This is a genomic window from Candidatus Schmidhempelia bombi str. Bimp, from assembly GCF_000471645.3.
GTDB classification, from domain to species: domain Bacteria; phylum Pseudomonadota; class Gammaproteobacteria; order Enterobacterales; family Orbaceae; genus Utexia; species Utexia bombi.
In genome coordinates this window covers 1-22,637 of record NZ_AWGA01000016.1, presented here as the reverse complement: position 1 = coordinate 22,637, position 22,637 = coordinate 1, and the positions used below count along the sequence as shown (strand labels likewise).

The window sequence follows — 22,637 nt, the reverse complement described above, 5'->3', positions numbered from 1 at the left end:
CCTGATTACTTGGTATTTTGAGCGATAATTTCATTAACTTGTTGTTGCGTTAATGATTCAGTACCAAGAATATTGGCTTTAACAGGTACACCAGCGGGAATTGCACTAAGATTCATTAAACCAGATACAATAATTTGATCACCGATATGAATACCTTCAGTGACAATCCAATAATTTTTTACACCCGCGTAGACTTTAATATTATCACGTTGTTCAACCAGACCTTGCTCGTTTACCACTTTAGCCGTGTATTGACCATTTACATTACTGGTTATCCCCTTTTGTGGTACTAATATAGCATTTTTAATCGTCCCTAATGTAACAACTGGTTTGACAAACATACCCGGCAATAATCGACGTTGCTGAGAGCCGTTTTTATCGATAACAGATGGGTTAGCAAACTCAGCTCTTAATGTGACCGTCCCCGTGGTTTCACTGACTGTCTTGTCCGAGAATTTTATATAACCATCTTGCTGAAATTGCGTCCCATCACTAAAAAAGAGTTCCACTTTGGTTTTTTCAGGCGCTTGATAAAGGATTCCTTTGTGTTGTTCATTTTGTTCATATTTAATGACCGCTTGTGTCATATCAATATAGATAGGATCAAGTTGCTGAACTAATGCCATTGGTGTGGTTTGACCGGCAGATACCAATGCACCTTCAGTCACATTGGATTTACCAATGTAACCATCGATAGGAGAATAGACTTTGGTGTAATCAAGATTAGTTTTTGCTGAATTGACATTGGCTTGTGCGACCATGACTTGAGCCATTGCTTGTTTTAGATCAGCGGCGGCTTGATCATAATCTTGTTGGCTGATTGATCTCGTTGCTAATAACCCCTTGTAACGATTTAGGGTTAACTGAGCAATATTGGCTTTGGCTTGCACACTTTCTAAATTAGCCATAGCGCTATCGTATGTCGCTTGATAAATTGCTGGATCGATTTGATAGAGTGATTGTCCTGCTTTAACATCAGTACTTTCAATAAATTCGCGTTTTAAAATGATACCGCTAACTTGTGGTCGAATTTCAGCAACTCGTGAAGCGATAACACGTCCTGGCAAGACAGTTTTAATAGTGTAATCAACAGGTTCTACTTTATAAACATGTACGGGTAAAGTTGGTATTTGTTTTGATTGAGAATTCGGATTTTCATCCTTACATCCTGTTAAAATAAAGAACCCACCAGAAAGAGCTAATGTCATCGCGATGGGCGTAAAAATTTTTATTAATTTCATAGTTTCAATATACCTCAGTCAATATCCAGTTTTATATTTCGTATTTCCTAATTCCCAAAATAGAAGTATGAGTTTTGATTGTTACAAGATGTAGTGAGGATTCTAGCAAAGAAGAGCACAGAGTGTAAGTAAAGCATAGCTAGATAGCACATACTACTAAAAATATTACATTGTGTTAGCGCTTTTTATTTATTGATAAATAAATTAAATCATAATTCTTACAAACCATATCAGTATAAGTATTTACTAGTATAAACTATTCACTTAACTTAATTAAAATAAATTCGAATAAAAATCGGTAAAAATTATTATTTAGTGTTATTTGTTGTTTATTCATAAAATGAAGTAATATATGCACAAAGTTAATTTAAAATAAATTTTTCTATTTAATTTTATTGTTATAATTAAATAGAATTATATCTAATCGATTTGAGACAGGTATTATGGATAATTTACGTTTAATCCTCATTGTAGTTGCATTATTGGCAATTTTGGCATTATTGATACATGGCTTTTGGATTAATAAAAAAGAACGTTCTTCACTTTTTAATAAAAACAATAAGAAATCACAGCACACTAAAGAGCATCGTATTGTTTTACAAGAGGCGACCCAACCTACGAATATCATTAATGATAACATTGTTGCCGACGGTACTGATGAACCTGAAATAGAATCCACAATAAAGCAAAATGAACAGGTATTAATATCGCCAGAAGCAGAAATAGAAGAACCAGAACCAATACAATGTGATTTATTCGCTGATTTGAATGATAGTGACGATATTAATAATGCAGAGCCAATATCTGAGGCTAATGTATTAACTCATCAACAACAAGATGTCTTAGTGTTACATGTCACAGGAATTAATGGGGATAAACTAGCAGGTGATAAGCTGCTGAATAGTATTTTACAAGCTGGTTTTCAGTACGGGGAAATGCAGATTTTCCATCGACATGTTGATCCTGCTGGTAATGGTTCAGTATTGTTTAGTTTAGCGAACATGGTTAAACCAGGTTACCTCAATCCAGAAACAATGCCTAATATGTCAACGCCAGGCATATCATTATTTATGATGATTCCTGCTTTTGGTGATAATCAGCAAAATTTTAAAATGATGTTGCAGTCGGCACAGCGGATAGCTGATGATGTCAATGGTCTTGTTTTAGATGATGAACACCATATGATTACACCTCAAAAAATTGCCAGTTATCGTGAAAGAATAAAGAGAGTAATAGATAAATAATACCAATTTTAGCCATCTATTTTTAAGCCTAAAAGCAATAAAACCTTATTAAAGTTAATACGCTTTATTGCAAAACTAATAGTAGTAAAGGGAAGTCTGTGAGTCAAAATTTAAATTCAGTTGAACAAACTATCAATGCGTTACGCCAACAATTAAGATACCATGAGTATCGTTATCATGTTCTTGATGCGCCAGAAATCCCTGATGTTGAATATGACAAGTTAATGCAACAACTTATAAAATTGGAAACGCAATACCCACAATTGGTAACTAATGACTCACCAACTCAACGCGTTGGAGCGACGCCTTTATCACAATTAGGTACGGTTACTCATGAACAACCTATGCTGTCATTAGATAATGTATTTGATGAAGAAAGTTTTTTAGCCTTCAATAAACGTGTAACCGAACGGTTAGGCGTGACAGAAGACGACATGATTTATTGTTGCGAATTAAAATTGGATGGTTTAGCCGTTAGTTTATTGTATGAAAAAGGAGAGTTAGTCAAAGCGGCAACGCGCGGTGATGGCGCGACCGGTGAAGATGTCACTGCCAATATTCGAACAATTAAAGCGATTCCATTAAGATTACACGGTAGCCATATACCTGAGCGCCTTGAGATCCGTGGCGAAGTCTATATGACTCATAAGGGATTTGCCAAACTGAATCATGATGCTGAAAAGCATGGCGAAAAAATATTTGCTAATCCCCGTAATGCGGCCGCAGGTTCATTGCGACAACTTGATCCTAAAATAACCGCGAAACGACCATTAACTTTTTTTTGCTATGGAGTTGGCGTTTTTTCGGGCGGGGAATTACCCGACACACACTATGAGCGTCTCATGTTGTTTAAACAATGGGGCATACCTGTAAGTGATAAAATACAATTAAGGACTTCTTCTCAAGCAGTTATTGATTATTATAACAGTATAGAAAAACAGCGTATGACGCTGGGATTTGATATTGATGGTGTGGTAATTAAAGTCAATCGCATTGATCAACAACAACAGCTAGGATTTGTTGCTAGAGCACCAAGATGGGCAACGGCGTTTAAGTTCCCAGCACAAGAGCAGATCACCCAATTAAAGCAGGTTGATTTTCAGGTGGGACGCACAGGGGCTATTACACCCGTTGCACGCCTTGAACCCGTGCAAGTCGCTGGTGTGACGGTTAGTAATGCGACACTCCATAATAGTGATGAAATTGAACGTTTAGGTTTACGTGAAGGGGATTTTGTCATTATTCGCCGTGCAGGTGATGTTATTCCTAAAGTGGTTTCCGTCGTCTTAGAACGTAGGCCTGCGGAGTCTAAAGCTATTCATTTCCCGACACAATGTCCAGTTTGTGGTTCTGTGATTGTTCGAGTTGAAGGGGAAGCGATTGCTCGTTGTAGTGGTGGCTTAATTTGCCCCGCACAGCGTAAAGAATCGTTAAAACATTTTGTTTCACGTAAAGCATTGGATGTTGATGGACTGGGCGATAAAATAGTAGAGCAATTGGTTGATAAAGAGTATGTCACTACCCCAGCCGATCTTTATCGTTTAAATCTCCCCCAACTTTGTACTTTAGATAAAGTTGGTGAAAAATTATCTAATAATATTTTGCAAGCACTAACGGCATCAAAATCAACAACATTAAATCGTTTTATTTATGCGTTAGGGATTCCCAATGTAGGGGAAGTGTTAGCTGAAAATTTAGCCAATGAACTAGGGTCATTGGAAGCTATTCAACAAGCTAATCCAGAGCAGTTAAGTACAGTGACTGATGTGGGTAATGTAGTTGCCAATAATATTTACCTTTTTTTCCGCGAACCCCATAATCGTCAAGTTATTGATCAATTATTAAGTACTGAAATAGGAATTCACTGGCATGCACCAGAAGTAAATCATCAACTAATACATAATACCTTTTTTAAAGATAAAACCGTTGTTTTAACCGGTACCTTAAGACAGATGACGCGAGATGAAGCAAAGACGTTACTAAAACGATTAGGTGCAAAAGTGACCGGCACTGTTTCTAAAAATACTGATTTAGTGATTGCTGGCGAAGCGGCAGGCTCAAAATTAACCAAGGCACAAGAATTAGGTATCGAGATCATCGATGAAATACAACTGATTAATCTGATCAAAGAAAGTGAATAAATAAGGATACGATTATGCCATTACTAGACAGTTTTAAAGTGGATCATACTAAAATGCGGGCACCTTTTGTGCGTGTAGCAAAAACAATGCGCACGCCCAAAGGGGATAATATTACGGTTTTTGATTTACGATTTACTAAACCTAATCAAGCATTATTGCCAGAAAAAGGTATTCACACCATGGAGCACCTTTTTGCGGGGTTTATGCGTGATCATTTAAACGATGATCAAACTGAAATTATCGATATTTCCCCAATGGGGTGCCGTACTGGATTTTATATGAGTGTGATAGGAACACCGACCGAACAACAAGTTCAGGCAGCGTGGCAAAAGTCAATGCAAGATGTATTGAATGTTAAACAACAGTCAGCTATTCCAGAATTAAATCAATATCAATGTGGCACTTATTTAATGCATTCGCTTGAGGAAGCACATACGATTGCTCGTGATATATTAGCGGCAGATATTGGCATTTGCCATAATGAAGATATTTTGCTTGTGGATGAGATATTACAAAAATAATAATTATTGATCGCTAGCGACGATATTAATTTGCGTGTTTTAATGCCATTAAATAAAAAGGAGTATTACCGTGCCCAATGTAATTATTGACTGTTTAGAGGGACGAACGGTTGAACAAAAACGGCAAATGGTTAAACGTGTGACCGAGGCTATTGTGCAAACCTTAGATTGTAGCCCTGAAGCAGTACAGATCATTATTCATGAAATTCGTGATGATCAGTTAGCTCGTGGTGGCGTATTACGATTAGATCAAAAGAAGTAAAAGTAATAAAGAAAATTAATGATATTGAATCACAATATCATTAATTTCCCTGTCACGAAGCAATTAGTCATTATTTGAATGCGGTAGAAGATGTGCCATTTTTAAGGCTTTTGTGGCTAAATAGTGCTGGTTATTGGGATTTTCACCAACAATAAGCGCAACTCGTTCGACAATATTAATCCCTGCCTCAGCTAAAACTCGGATTTTTTCGGGGTTATTGGTAAGTAGCCGTACCTGTTTGACACCCAATAAATACAACATATCAGCACATAGAGTAAAATCACGTTCATCTGCGGCAAAACCTAATTGTAAATTTGCTTCAACGGTATCTAATCCTTGATCTTGTAGTGCGTAAGCCCGAATTTTATTTAATAGTCCAATATTACGCCCTTCTTGGCGATGATAGAGTAAAACGCCTTTACCCGCTTGAACAATTTGTTGCATTGCTGCTTTTAACTGAAAGCCACAATCACAACGTAGACTAAACAGTGCATCGCCAGTTAAACATTCTGAGTGAATACGCGTTAATAGTGGCTCATTTTGGGAAATATCACCGTATACTAATGCAATATGATCTTTTCCGGTCGCAATTTCTTCAAAACCAACCATGGTAAATTCGCCCCAGGTTGTTGGCAATTTTGCTTGAGCGACGCGTTTTAATTTCATGTGATTCTCCAAATAAAAAATACTTCTAATAGCACTATATTATATATGTTAAAATAGTACAGTCTAATATATGGGTTATTTTAAGGTTATTTGATGCTCAGCAATGTAAAAAAGCTCCTCGCACTATTCGGTTTATTTTTGATTACGCCTATTGTCACGTTATGCCTAAATTGGTATTGGCAACCAACCGTGATAAATGATTTTTCAAAGGTTTTACTCTGGATAACGCATACGGCCGATCTTAAGTGGGCGGTATTAACTTGTTTATCGCTTTGGTTAATATTGTGTTACGTTTTACATTTGCGCTATTTTACTCAATGCTTTTTACTTGGTGTCATTTTAGCGGGAGCAATGTTACTTGGACAAGGTATTAAATCAATTGTAAAAAACTATATGAGTGAATCGCGTCCTTTTGTGTTGTGGATTGAGAAAAAATACGCAATAGAAGATCATTATTTTTATTCATTACCTCGTCCTGAACGGCGAGAGTTAATCAATACCCAATTAATAAATAGTAATGAAATTCCACAATGGCTAAGAGAATATTGGCGTACTGAAACAGGTTACGCATTTCCTTCAGGACATACAGTATTTGCCACGACTTGGGCATATATGATAATGTTATTGGTTGGTTTTAGGCGTCACTATTTATTGACTAGCATGATTATTGGTTGGGCAGTCTTGATTGAACTTAGTCGTTTATCACTAGGTATGCATCATCCTATTGATCTTATATTAGGCTCACTGTTAGGATTTTGGGTTGCTTTGATTACTTCTTTTTGTGCAATAAGATGGCATATAGTAGAATAAGTCATGAGTACAAGGCTTTATTAAATGAAGGGGTGTTATGAAATTTTTAATATATTTGATTTTGATCTTATTCTTATTAGCGGTAGCATTCACGATTGGTACCAATAATAATCAGATCGTCGATTTTGATTATTTAATTGATCAAGGACAATTTAGGCTTTCTAATTTACTGGGGATATTATTAAGTGTTGGTTTCCTATTAGGGTGGTTATTAACGGGGATTTTTTATATCAAAGTTAGATTAAAGCTGAATACAGCACAACGAAAATTAAGAAAATTAGAAAAGTCCTATGAACAAGAAGTCGCCATTAATCGTAAAAATGAATTAATGACGAATGACCCAATGAGCTCAAGCGAGAATAATTAACGCTATGTTTGAATTGTTATTTCTGTTATTGCCCATAGCTGCTGGTTATGGTTGGTATATGGGAAGCAGAAATGCACGTCAAACTTATCAACGTGATTCTGATCGTTTATCGCGTGAATATGTTAATGGCGTAAATTTTTTATTATCTAATCAAAAAGATAAAGCCGTTGATCTTTTTTTAGATATGCTAAAAGAAGATTCGAGTACCCTTGAGGCGCACTTGACGTTAGGTAATCTTTTTCGCTCACGCGGTGAGGTAGATCGAGCCATACGTATACACCAAGCGTTAGTGGAAAGTGCTTCGCTAACCTTTGAGCAGCGTTTACTGGCGATCCAACAATTAGGTAAAGATTATATGGTTGCTGGCTTTTATGACCGCGCAGAAGACGTATTTAATCAGCTGGTCGATGAAGAAGAATTTGCACAAAGCGCGTTACAGCAACTTATTATTATTTATCAATCAACCAGTGAATGGCAAAAAGCGATTTGGTCAGCAACACGTTTGGTACGTTTAGGTAAAAGTGAATATAATCAAAAAATTGCTCAATTTTACTGCGAATTGGCTGCGTTATCTATGGCGGCAGAAGATTACGATAAAACTTTTATCTATCTTCAAAAATCCCGCGTTTCAGATAAACATTGCGCTAGAACTTCATTGATGCTTGGTCGGCTTTGGATCGCACAACAGCAATATGATAAAGCGATTTTAGATCTTACTCAAATCTTAGAACAAGATAAAGAATTTGTTAGTGAATCTCTTCCTTTGTTAAAAATTTGTTTTGACAAGCTTGATCAGCAAGAGGCGTTTAAACATTTTTTAAAACGCTGTGTTGAGGCGGATACTGGCAGTAGTGCGGTGCTTATGTTTGCGGATATTATTCAACAACAGCGTGGTTTAGATGCCGCTCAACACTATCTTTCCCGTGAATTGATCCGCCATCCTAATTTGAAAGGGTTTTATCGCTTGATGGATTATCATCTAGCCGAAGCAGAAGCGGGGCGTGCTAAAGAGAGTTTAATCTTATTAAGGAATATGGTTGGGGAACAGATTAAAACCATTCCTAATTACCGCTGCGTACGTTGCGGTTTTACGGTAAATGCTATTTATTGGTTATGTCCAGCTTGCCGAAGTTGGGCAACCATTAAACCCACACGTGACTTTGAACATTCATCGCAACATTAGTGCAATAAATGATTGATCTTATTTTAAAGAGTTATAATTATGATATTAGTTGATTCACATTGTCATTTAGATGGTCTAGATTATAGTAAAACGGATCTGGATCAGGTTTTGCAACAAGCCCAGCAACAAGATGTTAAGTATTGTCTCTCCGTGGCAACGACATTATCTGGATATCAAACCTTAAAAAAACAAGTAAATGGTCGACCAAATGTTATGCTATCTTGTGGCGTTCATCCCCTTAATTTAGACGATGAACCATTTGATCCTGTGCTATTTGAACATTTGGCAAGCGATAAAGCGGTAATAGCATTGGGGGAAACCGGGTTAGATTATTACTACCAAAAAGATAATCTAAAATTACAACAGCAAGCATTTGCAACCCATATTCGTTTAGGACGTCAATTAGATAAACCGATCATTGTTCATACACGCCAAGCGAAACACGACACTTTAGCGATTTTAAAAGAGGAAAATGTACTATCTGGGGTTTTACACTGCTTTACTGAGGATCGCCAAACTGCTGAGAAATTACTTGATTTAGGTTTTTATATTTCAATTTCTGGTATAGTCACTTTTGCTAATGCGCATGATTTACGTGAAGTGGTACGCTATATTCCGCTTGATCGTCTATTGATTGAGACTGATTCTCCCTACTTAGCACCAGTACCTTATCGTGGTAAACCTAATCAACCAGCTTATGTACGTGAGGTCGCAGAGTATTTAGCTGTATTAAAAAATGTCTCTTTAGAACATTTAGCTCAACAAACAACTCACAACTTTTGTCAACTTTTCAAACAGCAACTACAATAAATAAGGAGCCTATAATGGCGGAAGAAACCATATTTAGTAAAATTATTCGGCATGAAATTCCAGCTGATATTGTGTTTCAGGATCAGCGCGTAACTGCTTTTCGAGATATATCGCCTCAGGCCGCAACGCATATACTAATCATTCCGAATAAATTGATTCCAACCTTAAATGAGGTAGAGGCGGAAGACGAAGCCACATTAGGGCATATGCTCATTGTTGCTGCACAAATCGCCAAGCAAGAGGGAATTGATGAAAGTGGTTATCGCTTGATAATCAATTGTAACCGTGATGCAGGACAAGAAGTATTTCATCTTCATATGCACTTATTAGGTGGCGAAACGTTAGGCAAATTGGTGAACAAATAATAAAGTTTTAATGGATAATAAGAATGAAAATAAAATTATATTGGATGGCTATTGCTTTATTTGCTGTCCTACTAAATGGCTGCCAACTCGTTACCCCTAATAATGACCATTCAGTGACAGACTCAGGTGAACTTGAGGTGCCGCCGCCAGCAATAACCGTTACCGCTCCACCTCAATTAAATATGATGATTGATTGGGAAAATATCTTTTCGCCCTTAGTGGATGAAATGTTAAAGGTTCCTCAACCTATCTCGAATAAGGTGTTGCTGGTCAGTGATGTAAAAAATAATACCAATGATTATCTTCCCATTGAAAAAATTAATGCAAGTTTAATGCAAGTTTTAAAGAAGAAATCCCAATATCATCTTGTTGATAAAATGACCGTTTATCAGGGTAAACAAGCTTTAGGGATTTCCGCTGATGATAAGTTATTGTCACGCGCAAAAATGGTTGCCTTAGCGCGTTATTTAAAAACAGATTTAGTTTTATTTGCCAGCATCGATCAATTATCAACAACAAAAGATGATGTAAATGCTACGCTTGAACTGCTTTCAACGAGGACGGGCGAAATTATTTGGCACCAATCAATAGCGCATTTACCTGATATGGCGATGTAGTTAAAGTGTTATATGCTAAGTCATGAATGTAAAAAATAGAATAAGGGGCTAAGATATGGGACCGATAATGTTAGATGTAGACGGGCTTTGTTTAACGGCGGAAGATCGGGAAATATTACAGCATCCCTTAGTGGGTGGTATTATCCTTTTTAAACGCAATTTTGAAAATGTTGCTCAATTACGTGAGCTGATTCGTGAAATTCGCCTTGCTAGCACTGAGCGTTTGGTGATTGCCGTGGATCACGAAGGAGGGCGCGTGCAGCGTTTTCAAGACGATTTTACCACCATTCCTGCCGCTCAATCGTATGCTGCGTTATTACCATTGGATGAGGCAAAAACGGCGGCTTACAATGCGGGTTGGTTAATTGCGTCAGAATTAACGTCTGTTGATATCGATATTAGCTTTACTCCCGTACTTGATTTAGGTCATCGTTGCCCCGCTATTGGCGAACGATCATTTCATTCTGATGTAAATATAGCGTCGATTATGGCAAACAGTATGATCGATGGTTTACATGCAGGAGGAATGAAAGTCACGGGTAAACATTTTCCTGGACATGGTGCGGTATTAGTGGATTCTCATCAAGATACCGCTATTGATAAACGCAGTAGTGAACAAATTTTACACGACATGCGTATATTTACTCAGTTGATAGCTAATAATAAATTAGATGCCATTATGCCAGCACATGTTATTTATCCCGTTTTCGATGACAAGCCAGCGAGTGGGTCACATTATTGGTTAACCACGGTATTAAGACAACAACTGGCCTTTTCAGGGATTATTTTCTCTGATGATTTATCCATGGAAGGTGCCGCATTTATGGGAAGTTATACTGAACGAACACAAGCGGCGCTAAATGCGGGTTGTGATATGGCTTTAATTTGTAATCATCGCCAAGGTGTGATTGAAGTACTAGATCATTTACCTCCTATTGCGACGACTAAGCCAAAATCATTATTACATCAAAATAGAATGAATTATAATGAATTGCGAAAAACTTACCGCTGGCAATGTTGTCATGAACAGATGCAACGGTTAAATCAACAATGGTTAGCTTCAAAAAATTAGTCTTTGGTAAAGGAAGTCATTTAAAATGCAATCTCACTTTTCACCCATTGCTATTGTAGAAGTCGATAAACAAGGTTATTTATTAACTGCAAATCAGGCTGCTGATGAGCTATTCTCGTTTCCAGCCTCACATCAACCGATAAAATTTAATTATCAACACTATTTTCAAGTGAGTGAGCCGCTTACTTCTCAAAAACTAACCCGTCATGTATTTGTTATCAATGGTCAACAATATTTATTACAAACCGTTATCGCTCAAACTAAAATAACCTTTATTATGCAGCCAGTGCGCTACTTGATGGCGACATTAGCTGAAGATAAACCAGCAACGACACAAAGTTTTGATATTTTCATAACCAAAAGTCAAGCAATGCATAAATTGGTTGCTCAGGCGAAAGCTTTTGCTCGGCAGCGTGAACCTCTATTGATTTCAGGGGAGACAGGTACTGGCAAAGATCTCCTCGCACTTGCCTGTCATCAATATAGCCAACGCGGCGAACAGATCTTTTTAGCTTTAAATTGTGCGGCTTTACCGGATGAAGTGGTGGAAAGTGAACTTTATGGGTATGCCCCAGGGGCTTATCCTGGCATTATTACGGGGAAAAAAGGTTTTTTTGAGCAAGCTCATGGCGGATCAGTATTACTTGATGGTATTGATGAAATGTCTCCTAGAATGCAGACTAAATTATTGCGTTTTATTAATGATGGAACTTTTCGTCGTGTAGGTGATGATAACCAAATTAAAGTAGATGTACGAATTATTTGTGTAACTAGACGGAATTTATATTCATTAGTCGAGCAAGGCTTGTTCCGAGAAGATCTCTATTATCGTCTTAATGTTTTAGCTTTACATATTTCTCCTTTACGCGAAAGGTATGATGATATTTTATCGTTAGCGCAATTGTTTATTACTGAATTTTCTCATAAACAAGGCATAGCTTCTCCTAGAATAGCCCATGATTTGGTATCAGTATTATTAAACTATGCATGGCCAGGTAATGTCCGCCAATTAAAAAATGTACTGTATTCGGCATTAGCGCAATTGCCTATGCCTAATTCAACATTAAGCGTCAATGACGTTGGTTTGCCTATTGATCCAAATACCATAAATGATGAATATTTATCATTGGCAAAATTAGAAAATAAAAGTCTAGAACAGATGATTAAACAGTTTGAACATAAAGTATTAGCTCAACTTTATATTGATTATCCTAGTTCGCGTAAGTTATCAAAACGGCTCGGTTTATCACATACCGCAGTAGCGAATAAATTACGTGAATATGGGATTGGTAAATAATATAAAAAATTAGGTAGGGCGCGATGAAACATACTCATAAAAAAATTAAGTCTTATTTAAAACGAATTCGTTTATCTTTGGGAAAATGGTTATTAGATAAAGCGCCATCCTCACAAAAATCTTCAAATTCATTCACTAATTTGAAGATTTTATTTATACGACATGATGGTAAAATCGGCGATTATCTGGTCTCATCGTTTGTTTATCAGGAAATTAAAAAGCAAGCGCCTAATACCCACATTGGGGTTGTCGTTGCTAAAGAGACGCAATGCTTGTTTAGCCATAATCCTTATATTGATTCATTGTATGTAACCAACAAAAGAGCCTTATTGCCGTTTTGGACACTTGGTCGCCGCATCGCCAAACACCACTATGATGTAGTTATCGATTTAACGGAGGTGCTTAGAAATCGTGATCTGGTATTGATTCGCGCTATCAAAGCCCCAGAAAATATAGGCTATAATAAAGCTAATTTTAAATTATTTACAATTAATATAGCACCGAATAATGAGCATATCAGTTATGATTATCAACAAGCTCTCAGGTTATTGGGATATCGCGATATTAACCGTTATAGTTATTTGCCGCTATTCTCTGTATCACCAGAATTAAAGGCCTTTTGTCACACTTATTTAGCTCAAAACGATTATATTGCGATTAATTTTTTTGGCGCGGCTAATCATAAAAAATTTTCACTTGAAAATCAGCTAAAATGGCTAACCAAACTAAAAACCGTTTTTCCAAATAAAAAATGTCTTATTCTTACCTATCCACAAGTTAGTCAGCAATTGCGAACTCAACTGCCGAACAATCAATTTATTATGTATGATAATACCACAACTATTTTTGATTCTATTGAATTAATACGCAATGCTCTGTTGGTAATAAGTCCTGATACGGCGATTGTCCATGCCGCGGCAGCATTAAATAAACCATTAGCCACTTTTTATATGAGTGATAATCCTCAACAACCTTATCGTAAATGGTTTCCTGCACATTTTGAGCAGCAAGATGTTACGATAGCTTATTATCGGTATAACATTAATGAAATCGATCCTGACACGATCATGTTGCCTTTAATAAATAGTTAGGCTATTATCAAGTTTATAAATTAAGATTTTTATAGAGCCTAAATAGATAGGTTTTTAATCTTTTCTGCCAGGGTAATGCCCTAAAAAGTAAATTGAAATTAGCTTTTTTGAGCTTTCGACGATTGGGATCGGAGAAGTCTCGTCCTTTTTGTTGTGCTATAATTGAAGCTATTTGCCTATCTTGATGGACTAAAGATGGAATAACGCAATTAAGCTGTAATTGATCTAAATAAATATAATGTTTCCATGCATCAATTTCAAATTTTAGTGGACTTTGAATGGCCAAAATATTTTTAGCTGCTTGAAGATTGATAAAATAAGCATGTGCGGTAAACCCATTAACCATTTTGTTGATGGTTATCGTCTCGTTCAATTTGGTGAGCGGCTTACTTTTAAACCCCGTATCATATAAAAGTATGGCATGGGGCTGCGTATCAGGAACTTTCTGAAGAAATGATTCTATTTGCGTTAATACATTAGGCGTGAACATCGGTGAAAGTTGTATATCATCTTCAAAAATAAGCGCATAAGGGATATGTTCTTCAATCATAATCTGATAAATTTTTAGATGACTGAGGGCGCAACCTATTTCACCTGGTGATAAATAATTACGACCAATCACTTTATTTTCTAATTCTTCTGGAGTCAATAATGAACCATCTACTGCTTCAATAAAATTAGGCTCAATTGATAATTGAGATAACTGCGATATAACATTATTTTTTCTTTCCACTGATTGTGGCAAGTTGATGATAAAATTTTTCATAAAATATTAAGCAAATAAAAATAATTCTTTTATATTATATCAATTATTGAATTAGTGCTATAGTTATTTGCTTATCATAGATAATATAACCATTATCTATTAATAATTAGACAAGGTTTATTTTATGTCTAGGATAAGTAATGTTAATTAATTTCCATAGCAGCTTATTTTTAGACAAGATGATTTTTCGACGTATACCTGCGTATTTTTTAGGTAAATAGTTTAGATGATGACCATTGTAAGTAAGAAATTCATCATTTAACAACTCAGTCAGTTCTTGATGACGACCAATAACTAATAAAAGCCATAGTAAGCGCAGTTTATAATAAATAATTTTTGATTCAACTAATGCAATAACGTGATCTCTATCTTGTTGTTGATAACGCTGTTTAATAATTTGTTCGAGTTCTTGCCATGCCATTAAATCATTCAAATAATCTTGCTTTGTCCAAGGTTTACGCATAATCGAATCATCACGGTGAGTATAATAATAAAGGTATTCTGGTACGCTGTAGGCATTAGTTAAGCAGAATAAATGGCAAATAAAGACAATATCTTCCCCCGTTTTCAATGCAGGATTAAAGCTTATTTGATGCTTTTTAAGGAAAGCTTTTCGTATTAATAAACATCCAATATGTAATAATGATTGTTGAGTTAAATAGCCACAAAGGTTATCTTGTTCTCGAAAATCACTGATTCTTGGTTTATCCGTATGAATAGCAGAATCAATGTTACCTGTGTATATCACCTCGCCATTAGTTTGCTGCTGGCGCGCGACCATTTTAGCTAAAAAAGTCGGATGCCAGCGATCATCACTATCAATAAAGGTGATAAATTCACCTGAAGCCTGAGTTATTCCTCTATTACGTGCGATAGCGATACCTTGATTTGCTTGATTAATTATTTTAAGTCTTGGTTCTTGCTGTTGCAGCGTAATTAAAATAGTTTCAGTATTATCAACCGAGCCATCGTTTATCACAATCACTTCAAAATTAGTGTAGGTCTGATTAAAAACCGAGGTCAACGTCGTTGTTAAATATTGTTCAGCATTATATGCTGGGATGACAATTGATATAAAAGGTTGTATAGTCATCACTTAGCCCATTCAGTAATAAAAATAATAATGATTATTAACATATTATGTATACAGTGGCTAATAAATCAATCTTTTTTATTTAATTTCATTTTATTAATAACGAGAGATTATTTAAACTTTTTTAAAACTAGACTCGATTAAATCGATTCGGCATTGACAGATACCGCTGCCATGTAATGATGTATCGCCTCAATAATAATATCAGGAGGCAGATTGGCGATAACGTCACCTTGTTCGGTATTCAAATAGTCGTTTGTTGTGATTTGCACAGCCTTATCGCTATTTGGTCCCCATACCACATTATTATCAAAACGATTATTAAATAAACGATTATTATCAATTGCAATTTGTTTTTTATTTAACGCCGTTGCTAAATGGACAACCGAAGTGTCAACTGTAATCACCAACTCAGCAAATTGTACCAAATAGGCAGAAGTAATAAAATCAGAATAAGGATTTGCAATGACGTGTTGATAATCGGAAAAATCCAAATTTTTATCTAAATCAAAAACAAGAATAGTATAATGTTGATATTTATTTAATTCCATTAACAAGGCATATAGTTACTTATTTGACAAGCAATGAATTTTTTCTGATGCAAAAGGATTCAAAATAATCAGTTTATTGGGAATAGTTTGCGCGATAAAGTTTTTTACTTTACTTTTAATCGCTTCGGGAAAATTAACAGTATATTGATAAGTGTTAGTGGGTAAATTCAATAATTTTAATACATATAACATACGATCGCTGATATGTTTATTTTCATTATAGATAATATTGGTATCGTACATGGTTCGCTTAGGTTGATTAAAACTTAAAGCATGCTGGTATTTTGTTACATACAGGGTATATAGCCGATGAGTAACTGTAGTATCCATATCGGAAAAATCAACAATTAAATCAAAATGGTACTGTTTTATAATTTTTTTTAAATGAATCTGCTTTTGGCTATCAAATTCAAAGTATCCATCTATAGAGATAAATGTGTTGAATCAAAAAGATTCGTTTTCCAGTAATAATATATACTTTTTTGTTATGCTTACGTAAAATATCGATAAAACCTGAACAAACTATAGCATCACCAATTCCCATCGTATGCATAAAAATAAGTACAGTTTGATAATCATTGACGTTAAATGGTGTTTCTTTACCGTTTTTTAATATGGTAAAAAATCGTATCTTAATTTTATTTTTTAAAATTTTAGTCTTAAGATTGCGCTGCCTATTTAGATGTTTTAATTTCTACCAAATACCTTTCATAATCTGTATCCTAATATAAGATGAGTATTTAATTATTATCGTAATTAGTTGTATATTTAATCGCTAACTTAGATAATCTAAATCATTAATATTACATTTTATTTTTCAATTATAGATATCTTGCTTTTATTGGTTTTGAGTATGTTTTAGATAGATCATTATTTGTATATTTAACCTAATTTATAGATTAAACAATGATCATTTTCACTATTTAAGTTTTAATAAGAAAAAATTTGGATATCATTTAAAATTATTTAATAAATGACATTATTAAGAGTAAAACTTTTTTAACCTCAGAATAGATTCTGTTAAAATAAACACTTAACATACAAAAAGTAACTATAAAGTGAGTTTTTTATCCTGTGATTGATGATTTTGCCCCTAATGGCTTATTGGCCGAAACAATAAAAGGTTTTAAATCACGCGAACCGCAACAAATGATGGCTAATGCAGTTAGGCAAGCAATCAACAATCAACAGCCGTTAGTCGTAGAAGCTGGGACCGGTACTGGCAAAACATTTGCTTATTTGGTGCCAGCCCTCCGTAGTGATAAAAAAGTTATCATTTCTACTGGTTCTAAAAATCTACAAGATCAATTATTCACTAAAGATTTGCCTTTAATTCGTAAAGCGATGGGGTATACCGGGAAAATTGCTTTATTAAAAGGGCGTAGTAATTATCTTTGCTTGGAGCGATTATCTCATCAATACGCAGCTGCTGGTGATTTGACAAAAACGTTACGTCAAGATCTAACGAATATTAAACGTTGGTCACTTAAAACCAGTGATGGTGATAGGAGTAAATGTGCAACGGTATATGAAGATAGCCAAATTTGGTCCATTTTAACTAGTACTAATGATAATTGTTTAGGTAGTGAATGCAGTCATTACGATGAGTGTTATGTAGTAAAAGCCCGTCGCCGAGCTATGAATGCTGACGTTGTTGTGGTTAATCATCACCTATTCTTAGCTGATGTTGTGGTAAAAGATACTGGATTTGGTGAATTGATCCCTCAAGCCGATGTGATGATTTTTGATGAAGCCCACCAAATTCCCGATTTGGCATGTCAATATTTTGGTATTCAACTGTCAAGTAAACAGTTATTTGATTTAGCTAAAGCGATGAATCTAAGTTATCGAACAGAAGTAAAAGATATGTCACAGTTGCAAAAGTGTGCTGACAAATTGAGTAAAAGTGTACAAGATTTGCGATTAGCCATGGGCGAAAGTGGTTTTAAAGGCAATTTACGTGATTTGTTACGTCAATCCAAAATTAAGACTTTTCTTCCTTTAGTGTTTGATGCGTTAGCTTTTTGCCAAGAGGTGCTTCAATTAGCACTTGGTCGTAGTACAGCCTTAGACAATTGTTTAGAACGGGTTAAAGAGTATAATAGATTATTAGAACAACTCGTACAGATTAATGAAACTGGTTTTAGTTATTGGTATGAATGTACATCCCACCATTTTACCTTTGCGCTCACCCCATTATCGGTTAGTGATAAATTTAATGAACTCATGAACCAACGCAAAGGGAGTTGGATTTTTACCTCTGCTACGTTATCGGTTGATCAACGTCTTGATTATTTTACCCAGCGATTAGGCTTAACGCAGGTGAAATCGATGCTATTAGCGAGTCCTTTTGATTATCAGCAGCAAACATTATTATGTGTGCCACGTTATATACCTTCACCAAATGAAAAACAGAGTGCCGAACAATTAGCGCATATACTTTTACCTGTTATTGAAGCTAATGGCGGTCGATGTTTCTTCTTATGTACTTCTTATGCCATGATGAATAACCTTGCTACCATCTTTAAACAACAGACATTGTTGCCTGTTTTGGTGCAAGGCGAAACCAGTAAAGCTAAATTACTACAACAGTTTATAGAAAAAGGTAATGCATTATTAGTGGCAACCAGCAGTTTTTGGGAGGGAATTGATGTACGTGGTGACGCTTTGTCTTGCGTTATCATTGATAAATTACCTTTTAGCTCACCCGATGATCCGTTAATGAAAGCGAGAATGGAAGATTGTGTTTTGCAAGGAGGCGATCCTTTCTCGGATGTTCAAATACCAGAGGCGGTTATCACCTTAAAACAAGGCGTTGGACGTTTAATCCGCGATAACCAAGATCGTGGCGTCATTATTATTTGTGATAATCGCTTAGTAATGAGACCCTATGGTGCAACATTTTTAAACAGTTTACCTCCATCGCCAAGAACACGCGATATTAAGAAGGTTATCCATTTTTTACAAAATGATCGATTAAAATAAATCCATAATAAAATTAAATAATTACCATTCATCGATTTTATTATGAAAAATATGAGGAACGTATGTCATTAACTCTTTTAGCATTAGATACATCCACCGAAGCCTGTTCAGTTGCTTTATTAAAAAACAATCAAATATTGAGCCAATTTATTGTTTCTGAACGTGATCATACGCAACGTATTTTACCCATGGTCGATCAAATCTTATCTGAAGCAGATTGCCAATTGTCATGCTTAGATGGGATTGCTTTTGGACGAGGCCCAGGTAGTTTTACGGGGGTCAGAATTGGTATAGGTATTGCTCAAGGTTTAGCATTAGGGGCGGACAAACCGCTACTTGCTGTTTCTACTTTAGCCACTTTGGCACAAGGTGCTTATCGACTAGTAAAAGCGGAAAATGTTATAGCCGCGATTGATGCTAGAATGAATGAAGTATATCTTGGACAATATCAACGAAATAGCGACGGTGAATGGATAGTAATGGGAAGTGAAAAAGTGATTCATCCCGATCAAGTGCTTACCACGCTCCACCCTTTCAAACCGACAGATTCCGTCTATGCTGTCGGGACTGGATGGCAAACTTATCCTAACATGATAGACAATACGCAGAGGATTGAATTAAATTTACCTCATGCTGAAGATATGTTACCTATCGCCCAAAAAATGTGGGATAAAGGTTTTCTTACTTCGGTTGATGAGGTTGAACCAACTTATTTACGCAATGAAGTTACATGGAAAAAATTACCGGGGCGATAATTTATAATAAGCGTGCCATAAGGATAAATAGCTAATTTGATACTTAAAAAGGAGCATCTGCTCCTTTTTTAAAATAAGACCAATGGTAAATTGGTCATTTTACGATTGGAATAAGCCCAAATTTTCTTTAGCATAAGCTTCAAAATCAGTACAACCACCAATAGGTTTTTCATCGATAAATATTTGAGGTACCGTTTCTACGGGTTTACCTACACTTTTAGAAAGATCATCTTTAGTGATTCCTTCGGCAAGAATATCGACATACCGATAAGAAAAATCATCACGATCCTGTGATAACTTCTCAGCCAACTCTTTTGCTCTTATACAATAAGGACATCCAGGACGTCCAAAAATAACAGCGTACATTAAACACCTCTATTGTTTATGAAAATTTATAACTACTATACTTATCTTTTCAAGAAAGGAAAGTAGTTAATGGAATTGGGTTTGATTGGTGAATTCTATTGGTGATATTTTGAACAGTAATTGCATTTTTCTATAAAATAGACTGTTTACCTTTTTAATTAATCTATTTTCATTACCAATGATGGCATGACGATTAAACGATATATTAATTGTTGGCAAAATGGATACTATTTAAGTATTTTGGTCCATATCTTTTGTACTTAATAACAAAATGATAGAAGATATAAATTTATAAGAAGTAAACCTTAAATCTGAATATGGCAAACTAATATTTATATCTATAAATAGCCTCCTAGCATAATTATTTTACAAATAATTTATCAGGTATGAGGTAAATAATTGATACTATTTTCAGCTAGTTTATATAAATGAAACAAATTTTAAATTTTTGAAGTTAAATTAGGTCCATTATAGAGAAGTTTCACTATGAAATTGGTATTCCTTGAGATGGAGGGCTCTCCTTCTAAAACAAGTAAAGTGACCAGCATGGTTGTTGAATTTATTCATGATTCCAAGGTTTTTTAGTCATTTGATTAGGCAGAAGCAATATTGCATCAATTGATCAACACTAAATTACTACGTTCTAAACTAGTACTAATGGTTATTACACATTATATGGTTAGCATTGGTTTGGTCTACTCACGATGTGGATCAAGCAGTCGGTTAGGGATGATAGCAAACACTATTGAGCTTTATGCAGGCGCAAAGGACTCAAAAGCGTAGTTGCATAATGAGCTAGGTATGCCGATATCCTATTATGTGAGCACTGATATTGCTCTTATATATAAAGCAAATACATTAATCTTAACGATGATAGTGGTGCGATTACTTCTCTTATTGAAAGAGGATCTTGCGAAATGTGACGAGTAAAGCTAGGGTTAAAATGCAACCCTAAACGGGGTAGCCAGCATGTCAATATGAATAAAATTGGTATTAGGTGATGAAGTAAAAGCATATTTTCAAATACTATCAATTTACTAAAATACTATTGCCCCTCCTAAATAAAAATAACCATTTCATAAAATACTCTAGCTAGTTTTAGCTTAGGTACGTGTGAATAGTCAATGTTTGATATTAGTTTATTTTGGTATTGATTATCTATTGCTAACATTACTCATCAGCAACAATCAAGCGTCCATTGAGCGGTTGAATAGGTCGATTATTATGATGTTTAAACACTTTTTCAAATCGATCTATCTGTGCTTTAGATAGTGTTACTGGCTGAGCCATAACATTCCAAATCACGCCTTCTGAACACGGCGGTGTTGTCAGTGAGCCTGAAAAGCGATAATAATGTTTTTGCACGGGCAAAAGAGCGCTAATATCTAGGTGCGCAAAATTGTTAGGATGATTTTCTTCGTCATCTAATATTGAAAATAACTTATCTACCACTGGATTGGAATCGCCTTCTTCAAACATAATTGCTAATACCATTAAATTCCCAGATTTATCAGTATGAACAAAATGGCATTCAGCGGGAAAGGTTTTTCTCTCAATTTGATTCTCACTTGGCGTATGAAAATGAAATTGATTAAGGAAATATTTTTCATCATCAAGGACAATATAATCACTGTTATCATTTTCCGATACTTGGATCGTATGCCCATTATTGACAATATTCCCATCAATTTGGTCATAATGAATTTCCATTTTATCAAGTTTTGCATGCTGAATATGGTTAATATTAATGGGTGATTGATTTTTACCAGTTTGGCAAATTTGATATTCCGCGGATAACTTTCCCCAATTTTCGGGGCCTTCTGGACCTTCGTATCCCCAATGAACGCCTGCTAGTACTGAACTTGAGGTAGTCAATATAGCAAGGAAAATGGCATTTTTTATCATAGTCATCATCTGTTGTTATAGGTCAAATTATTCTACGCCTTTATTGATCTTGAGTAATATAAAATAAAATAGATTTTTGTTTAATTTGTGATATCTATCCCAAAAACAAGTTAGGATATGTTGAAAACAAAATTGGTCAAATAAATAGGTATAAATTTTGAAGAGTTAACTATTTTAAATTTAGTTAGTTCAATGGATTAATTTTTTTGTCAAAGATAACAAATCTAACACATCAAAGCTTACTTTTAACCGAAAATAACGCGCCTACATCACAATTAAGCGATATAACCTAATTAAAATTTATCTAAAAAATAAAAAAATGTTTGCACTTTTTTTTAAATCGCGTATTGTCTTATATACAGTTATTTTTTATTCGCTTAATGGTTATTTTATAACAATGAATTTCATGCTCAATCTAATCGTCCTCATTATTAGCGTGGTGATAATTATTTCATCGCGGGGGCGGTGCTTGAATTCGGAAAAGTAAAAATAACGATTTAGCAATAGAACCCCCGCTCAAAACAAGCGG

The 22,637-nt window shown here is 35.2% G+C and carries 23 protein-coding genes; 15 read left to right on the top strand and 8 right to left on the bottom strand.

Annotated elements, in window-relative coordinates:
• Positions 1 to 5: 5 nt before the first annotated feature.
• On the bottom strand, positions 6 to 1,241 hold the full coding sequence (locus tag O970_RS01865; protein WP_024495491.1) for an efflux RND transporter periplasmic adaptor subunit: 1,236 nt from the start codon (positions 1,239 to 1,241) through the stop codon (positions 6 to 8).
• Positions 1,242 to 1,681: 440 nt separating this feature from the next.
• On the opposite strand from O970_RS01865, the gene zipA reads away from it, so the two are divergent.
• From zipA to O970_RS01845, 4 genes are all read left to right on the top strand, one after another.
• On the top strand, positions 1,682 to 2,485 hold the full coding sequence (gene zipA, locus O970_RS01860; RefSeq protein ID WP_024495490.1) for a cell division protein ZipA: 804 nt from the start codon (positions 1,682 to 1,684) through the stop codon (positions 2,483 to 2,485).
• Between the two features lie 98 nt (positions 2,486 to 2,583).
• On the top strand, positions 2,584 to 4,626 hold the full coding sequence (gene ligA / locus O970_RS01855) for an NAD-dependent DNA ligase LigA (RefSeq protein WP_024495489.1): 2,043 nt from the start codon (positions 2,584 to 2,586) through the stop codon (positions 4,624 to 4,626).
• 14 nt (positions 4,627 to 4,640) lie between these two features.
• Positions 4,641 to 5,147: an S-ribosylhomocysteine lyase gene (gene luxS / locus O970_RS01850; RefSeq protein WP_024495488.1), complete on the top strand. Its 507-nt coding sequence runs from the start codon at positions 4,641 to 4,643 to the stop codon at positions 5,145 to 5,147.
• A 52-nt stretch (positions 5,148 to 5,199) separates the two neighbouring features.
• The gene (locus O970_RS01845; protein WP_320410710.1) at positions 5,200 to 5,409 is read left to right on the top strand and encodes a 2-hydroxymuconate tautomerase; all 210 of its coding nucleotides are present in this window, start codon (positions 5,200 to 5,202) and stop codon (positions 5,407 to 5,409) included.
• A 63-nt stretch (positions 5,410 to 5,472) separates the two neighbouring features.
• Here O970_RS01845 and ribA read toward each other — a convergent pair whose 3' ends face one another.
• A complete protein-coding gene (gene ribA, locus O970_RS01840) occupies positions 5,473 to 6,075 on the bottom strand; it encodes a GTP cyclohydrolase II (protein ID WP_024495486.1) in 603 nt (200 codons plus the stop codon).
• A 93-nt stretch (positions 6,076 to 6,168) separates the two neighbouring features.
• Between ribA and O970_RS01835 the strand changes: the two genes are divergently transcribed.
• The 9 genes from O970_RS01835 to O970_RS01795 are packed head-to-tail and all read left to right on the top strand — an operon-like array spanning position 6,169 to position 13,687.
• Complete coding sequence (locus O970_RS01835; protein ID WP_024495485.1) at positions 6,169 to 6,885, top strand: phosphatase PAP2 family protein; 717 nt, start codon at positions 6,169 to 6,171, stop codon at positions 6,883 to 6,885.
• A 37-nt stretch (positions 6,886 to 6,922) separates the two neighbouring features.
• Positions 6,923 to 7,252 (top strand): LapA family protein, encoded by a 330-nt coding sequence (locus tag O970_RS01830; RefSeq protein WP_024495484.1) that lies wholly within the window; start codon positions 6,923 to 6,925, stop codon positions 7,250 to 7,252.
• Between the two features lie 4 nt (positions 7,253 to 7,256).
• Positions 7,257 to 8,435, top strand: a complete 1,179-nt coding sequence (lapB, locus tag O970_RS01825) for a lipopolysaccharide assembly protein LapB (protein ID WP_024495483.1) — start codon at positions 7,257 to 7,259, stop codon at positions 8,433 to 8,435.
• A 39-nt stretch (positions 8,436 to 8,474) separates the two neighbouring features.
• Positions 8,475 to 9,245, top strand: a complete 771-nt coding sequence (locus O970_RS01820) for a YchF/TatD family DNA exonuclease (protein WP_024495482.1) — start codon at positions 8,475 to 8,477, stop codon at positions 9,243 to 9,245.
• Positions 9,246 to 9,259: 14 nt separating this feature from the next.
• Positions 9,260 to 9,610: an HIT domain-containing protein gene (locus tag O970_RS01815; RefSeq protein ID WP_024495481.1), complete on the top strand. Its 351-nt coding sequence runs from the start codon at positions 9,260 to 9,262 to the stop codon at positions 9,608 to 9,610.
• Positions 9,611 to 9,633: 23 nt separating this feature from the next.
• The gene (locus O970_RS01810) at positions 9,634 to 10,227 is read left to right on the top strand and encodes a hypothetical protein (protein WP_024495480.1); all 594 of its coding nucleotides are present in this window, start codon (positions 9,634 to 9,636) and stop codon (positions 10,225 to 10,227) included.
• 55 nt (positions 10,228 to 10,282) lie between these two features.
• Positions 10,283 to 11,299 (top strand): beta-N-acetylhexosaminidase, encoded by a 1,017-nt coding sequence (gene nagZ, locus O970_RS01805; RefSeq protein ID WP_024495479.1) that lies wholly within the window; start codon positions 10,283 to 10,285, stop codon positions 11,297 to 11,299.
• Positions 11,300 to 11,324: 25 nt separating this feature from the next.
• Positions 11,325 to 12,596: a sigma 54-interacting transcriptional regulator gene (locus tag O970_RS01800; RefSeq protein WP_024495478.1), complete on the top strand. Its 1,272-nt coding sequence runs from the start codon at positions 11,325 to 11,327 to the stop codon at positions 12,594 to 12,596.
• 23 nt (positions 12,597 to 12,619) lie between these two features.
• Positions 12,620 to 13,687 (top strand): glycosyltransferase family 9 protein, encoded by a 1,068-nt coding sequence (locus O970_RS01795; protein WP_036562281.1) that lies wholly within the window; start codon positions 12,620 to 12,622, stop codon positions 13,685 to 13,687.
• Between the two features lie 13 nt (positions 13,688 to 13,700).
• Here O970_RS01795 and O970_RS01790 read toward each other — a convergent pair whose 3' ends face one another.
• The 4 genes from O970_RS01790 to O970_RS01775 all read right to left on the bottom strand — a co-directional run bounded on the left by O970_RS01790 (position 13,701) and on the right by O970_RS01775 (position 16,427).
• Positions 13,701 to 14,453, bottom strand: coding sequence for a glycosyltransferase family 25 protein (locus O970_RS01790; protein ID WP_024495476.1), 753 nt, complete (start codon positions 14,451 to 14,453; stop codon positions 13,701 to 13,703).
• A 106-nt stretch (positions 14,454 to 14,559) separates the two neighbouring features.
• On the bottom strand, positions 14,560 to 15,546 hold the full coding sequence (locus O970_RS01785) for a glycosyltransferase family 2 protein (RefSeq protein ID WP_024495475.1): 987 nt from the start codon (positions 15,544 to 15,546) through the stop codon (positions 14,560 to 14,562).
• 140 nt (positions 15,547 to 15,686) lie between these two features.
• Positions 15,687 to 16,097, bottom strand: coding sequence for a glycosyltransferase family 9 protein (locus O970_RS01780; protein ID WP_024495474.1), 411 nt, complete (start codon positions 16,095 to 16,097; stop codon positions 15,687 to 15,689).
• 15 nt (positions 16,098 to 16,112) lie between these two features.
• Positions 16,113 to 16,427 carry a hypothetical protein gene (locus O970_RS01775; protein WP_130575706.1) on the bottom strand — a complete coding sequence of 105 codons (315 nt, stop codon included), beginning with the start codon at positions 16,425 to 16,427 and terminating at the stop codon, positions 16,113 to 16,115.
• Positions 16,428 to 17,171: 744 nt separating this feature from the next.
• Between O970_RS01775 and O970_RS01770 the strand changes: the two genes are divergently transcribed.
• Together O970_RS01770 and tsaB are read left to right on the top strand one after the other, a co-directional pair.
• Positions 17,172 to 19,082: a DNA repair helicase YoaA gene (locus O970_RS01770; protein ID WP_024495472.1), complete on the top strand. Its 1,911-nt coding sequence runs from the start codon at positions 17,172 to 17,174 to the stop codon at positions 19,080 to 19,082.
• A 62-nt stretch (positions 19,083 to 19,144) separates the two neighbouring features.
• Positions 19,145 to 19,837 (top strand): tRNA (adenosine(37)-N6)-threonylcarbamoyltransferase complex dimerization subunit type 1 TsaB, encoded by a 693-nt coding sequence (gene tsaB / locus O970_RS01765; protein ID WP_024495471.1) that lies wholly within the window; start codon positions 19,145 to 19,147, stop codon positions 19,835 to 19,837.
• A gap of 99 nt (positions 19,838 to 19,936) precedes the next feature.
• Here the strand turns inward: tsaB and O970_RS01760 are convergent, their stop codons facing one another.
• Complete coding sequence (locus O970_RS01760; RefSeq protein WP_024495470.1) at positions 19,937 to 20,203, bottom strand: GrxA family glutaredoxin; 267 nt, start codon at positions 20,201 to 20,203, stop codon at positions 19,937 to 19,939.
• Between the two features lie 1,170 nt (positions 20,204 to 21,373).
• Positions 21,374 to 22,114 carry a carbonic anhydrase gene (locus tag O970_RS01755; protein WP_238610575.1) on the bottom strand — a complete coding sequence of 247 codons (741 nt, stop codon included), beginning with the start codon at positions 22,112 to 22,114 and terminating at the stop codon, positions 21,374 to 21,376.
• Positions 22,115 to 22,637: the final 523 nt, after the last annotated feature.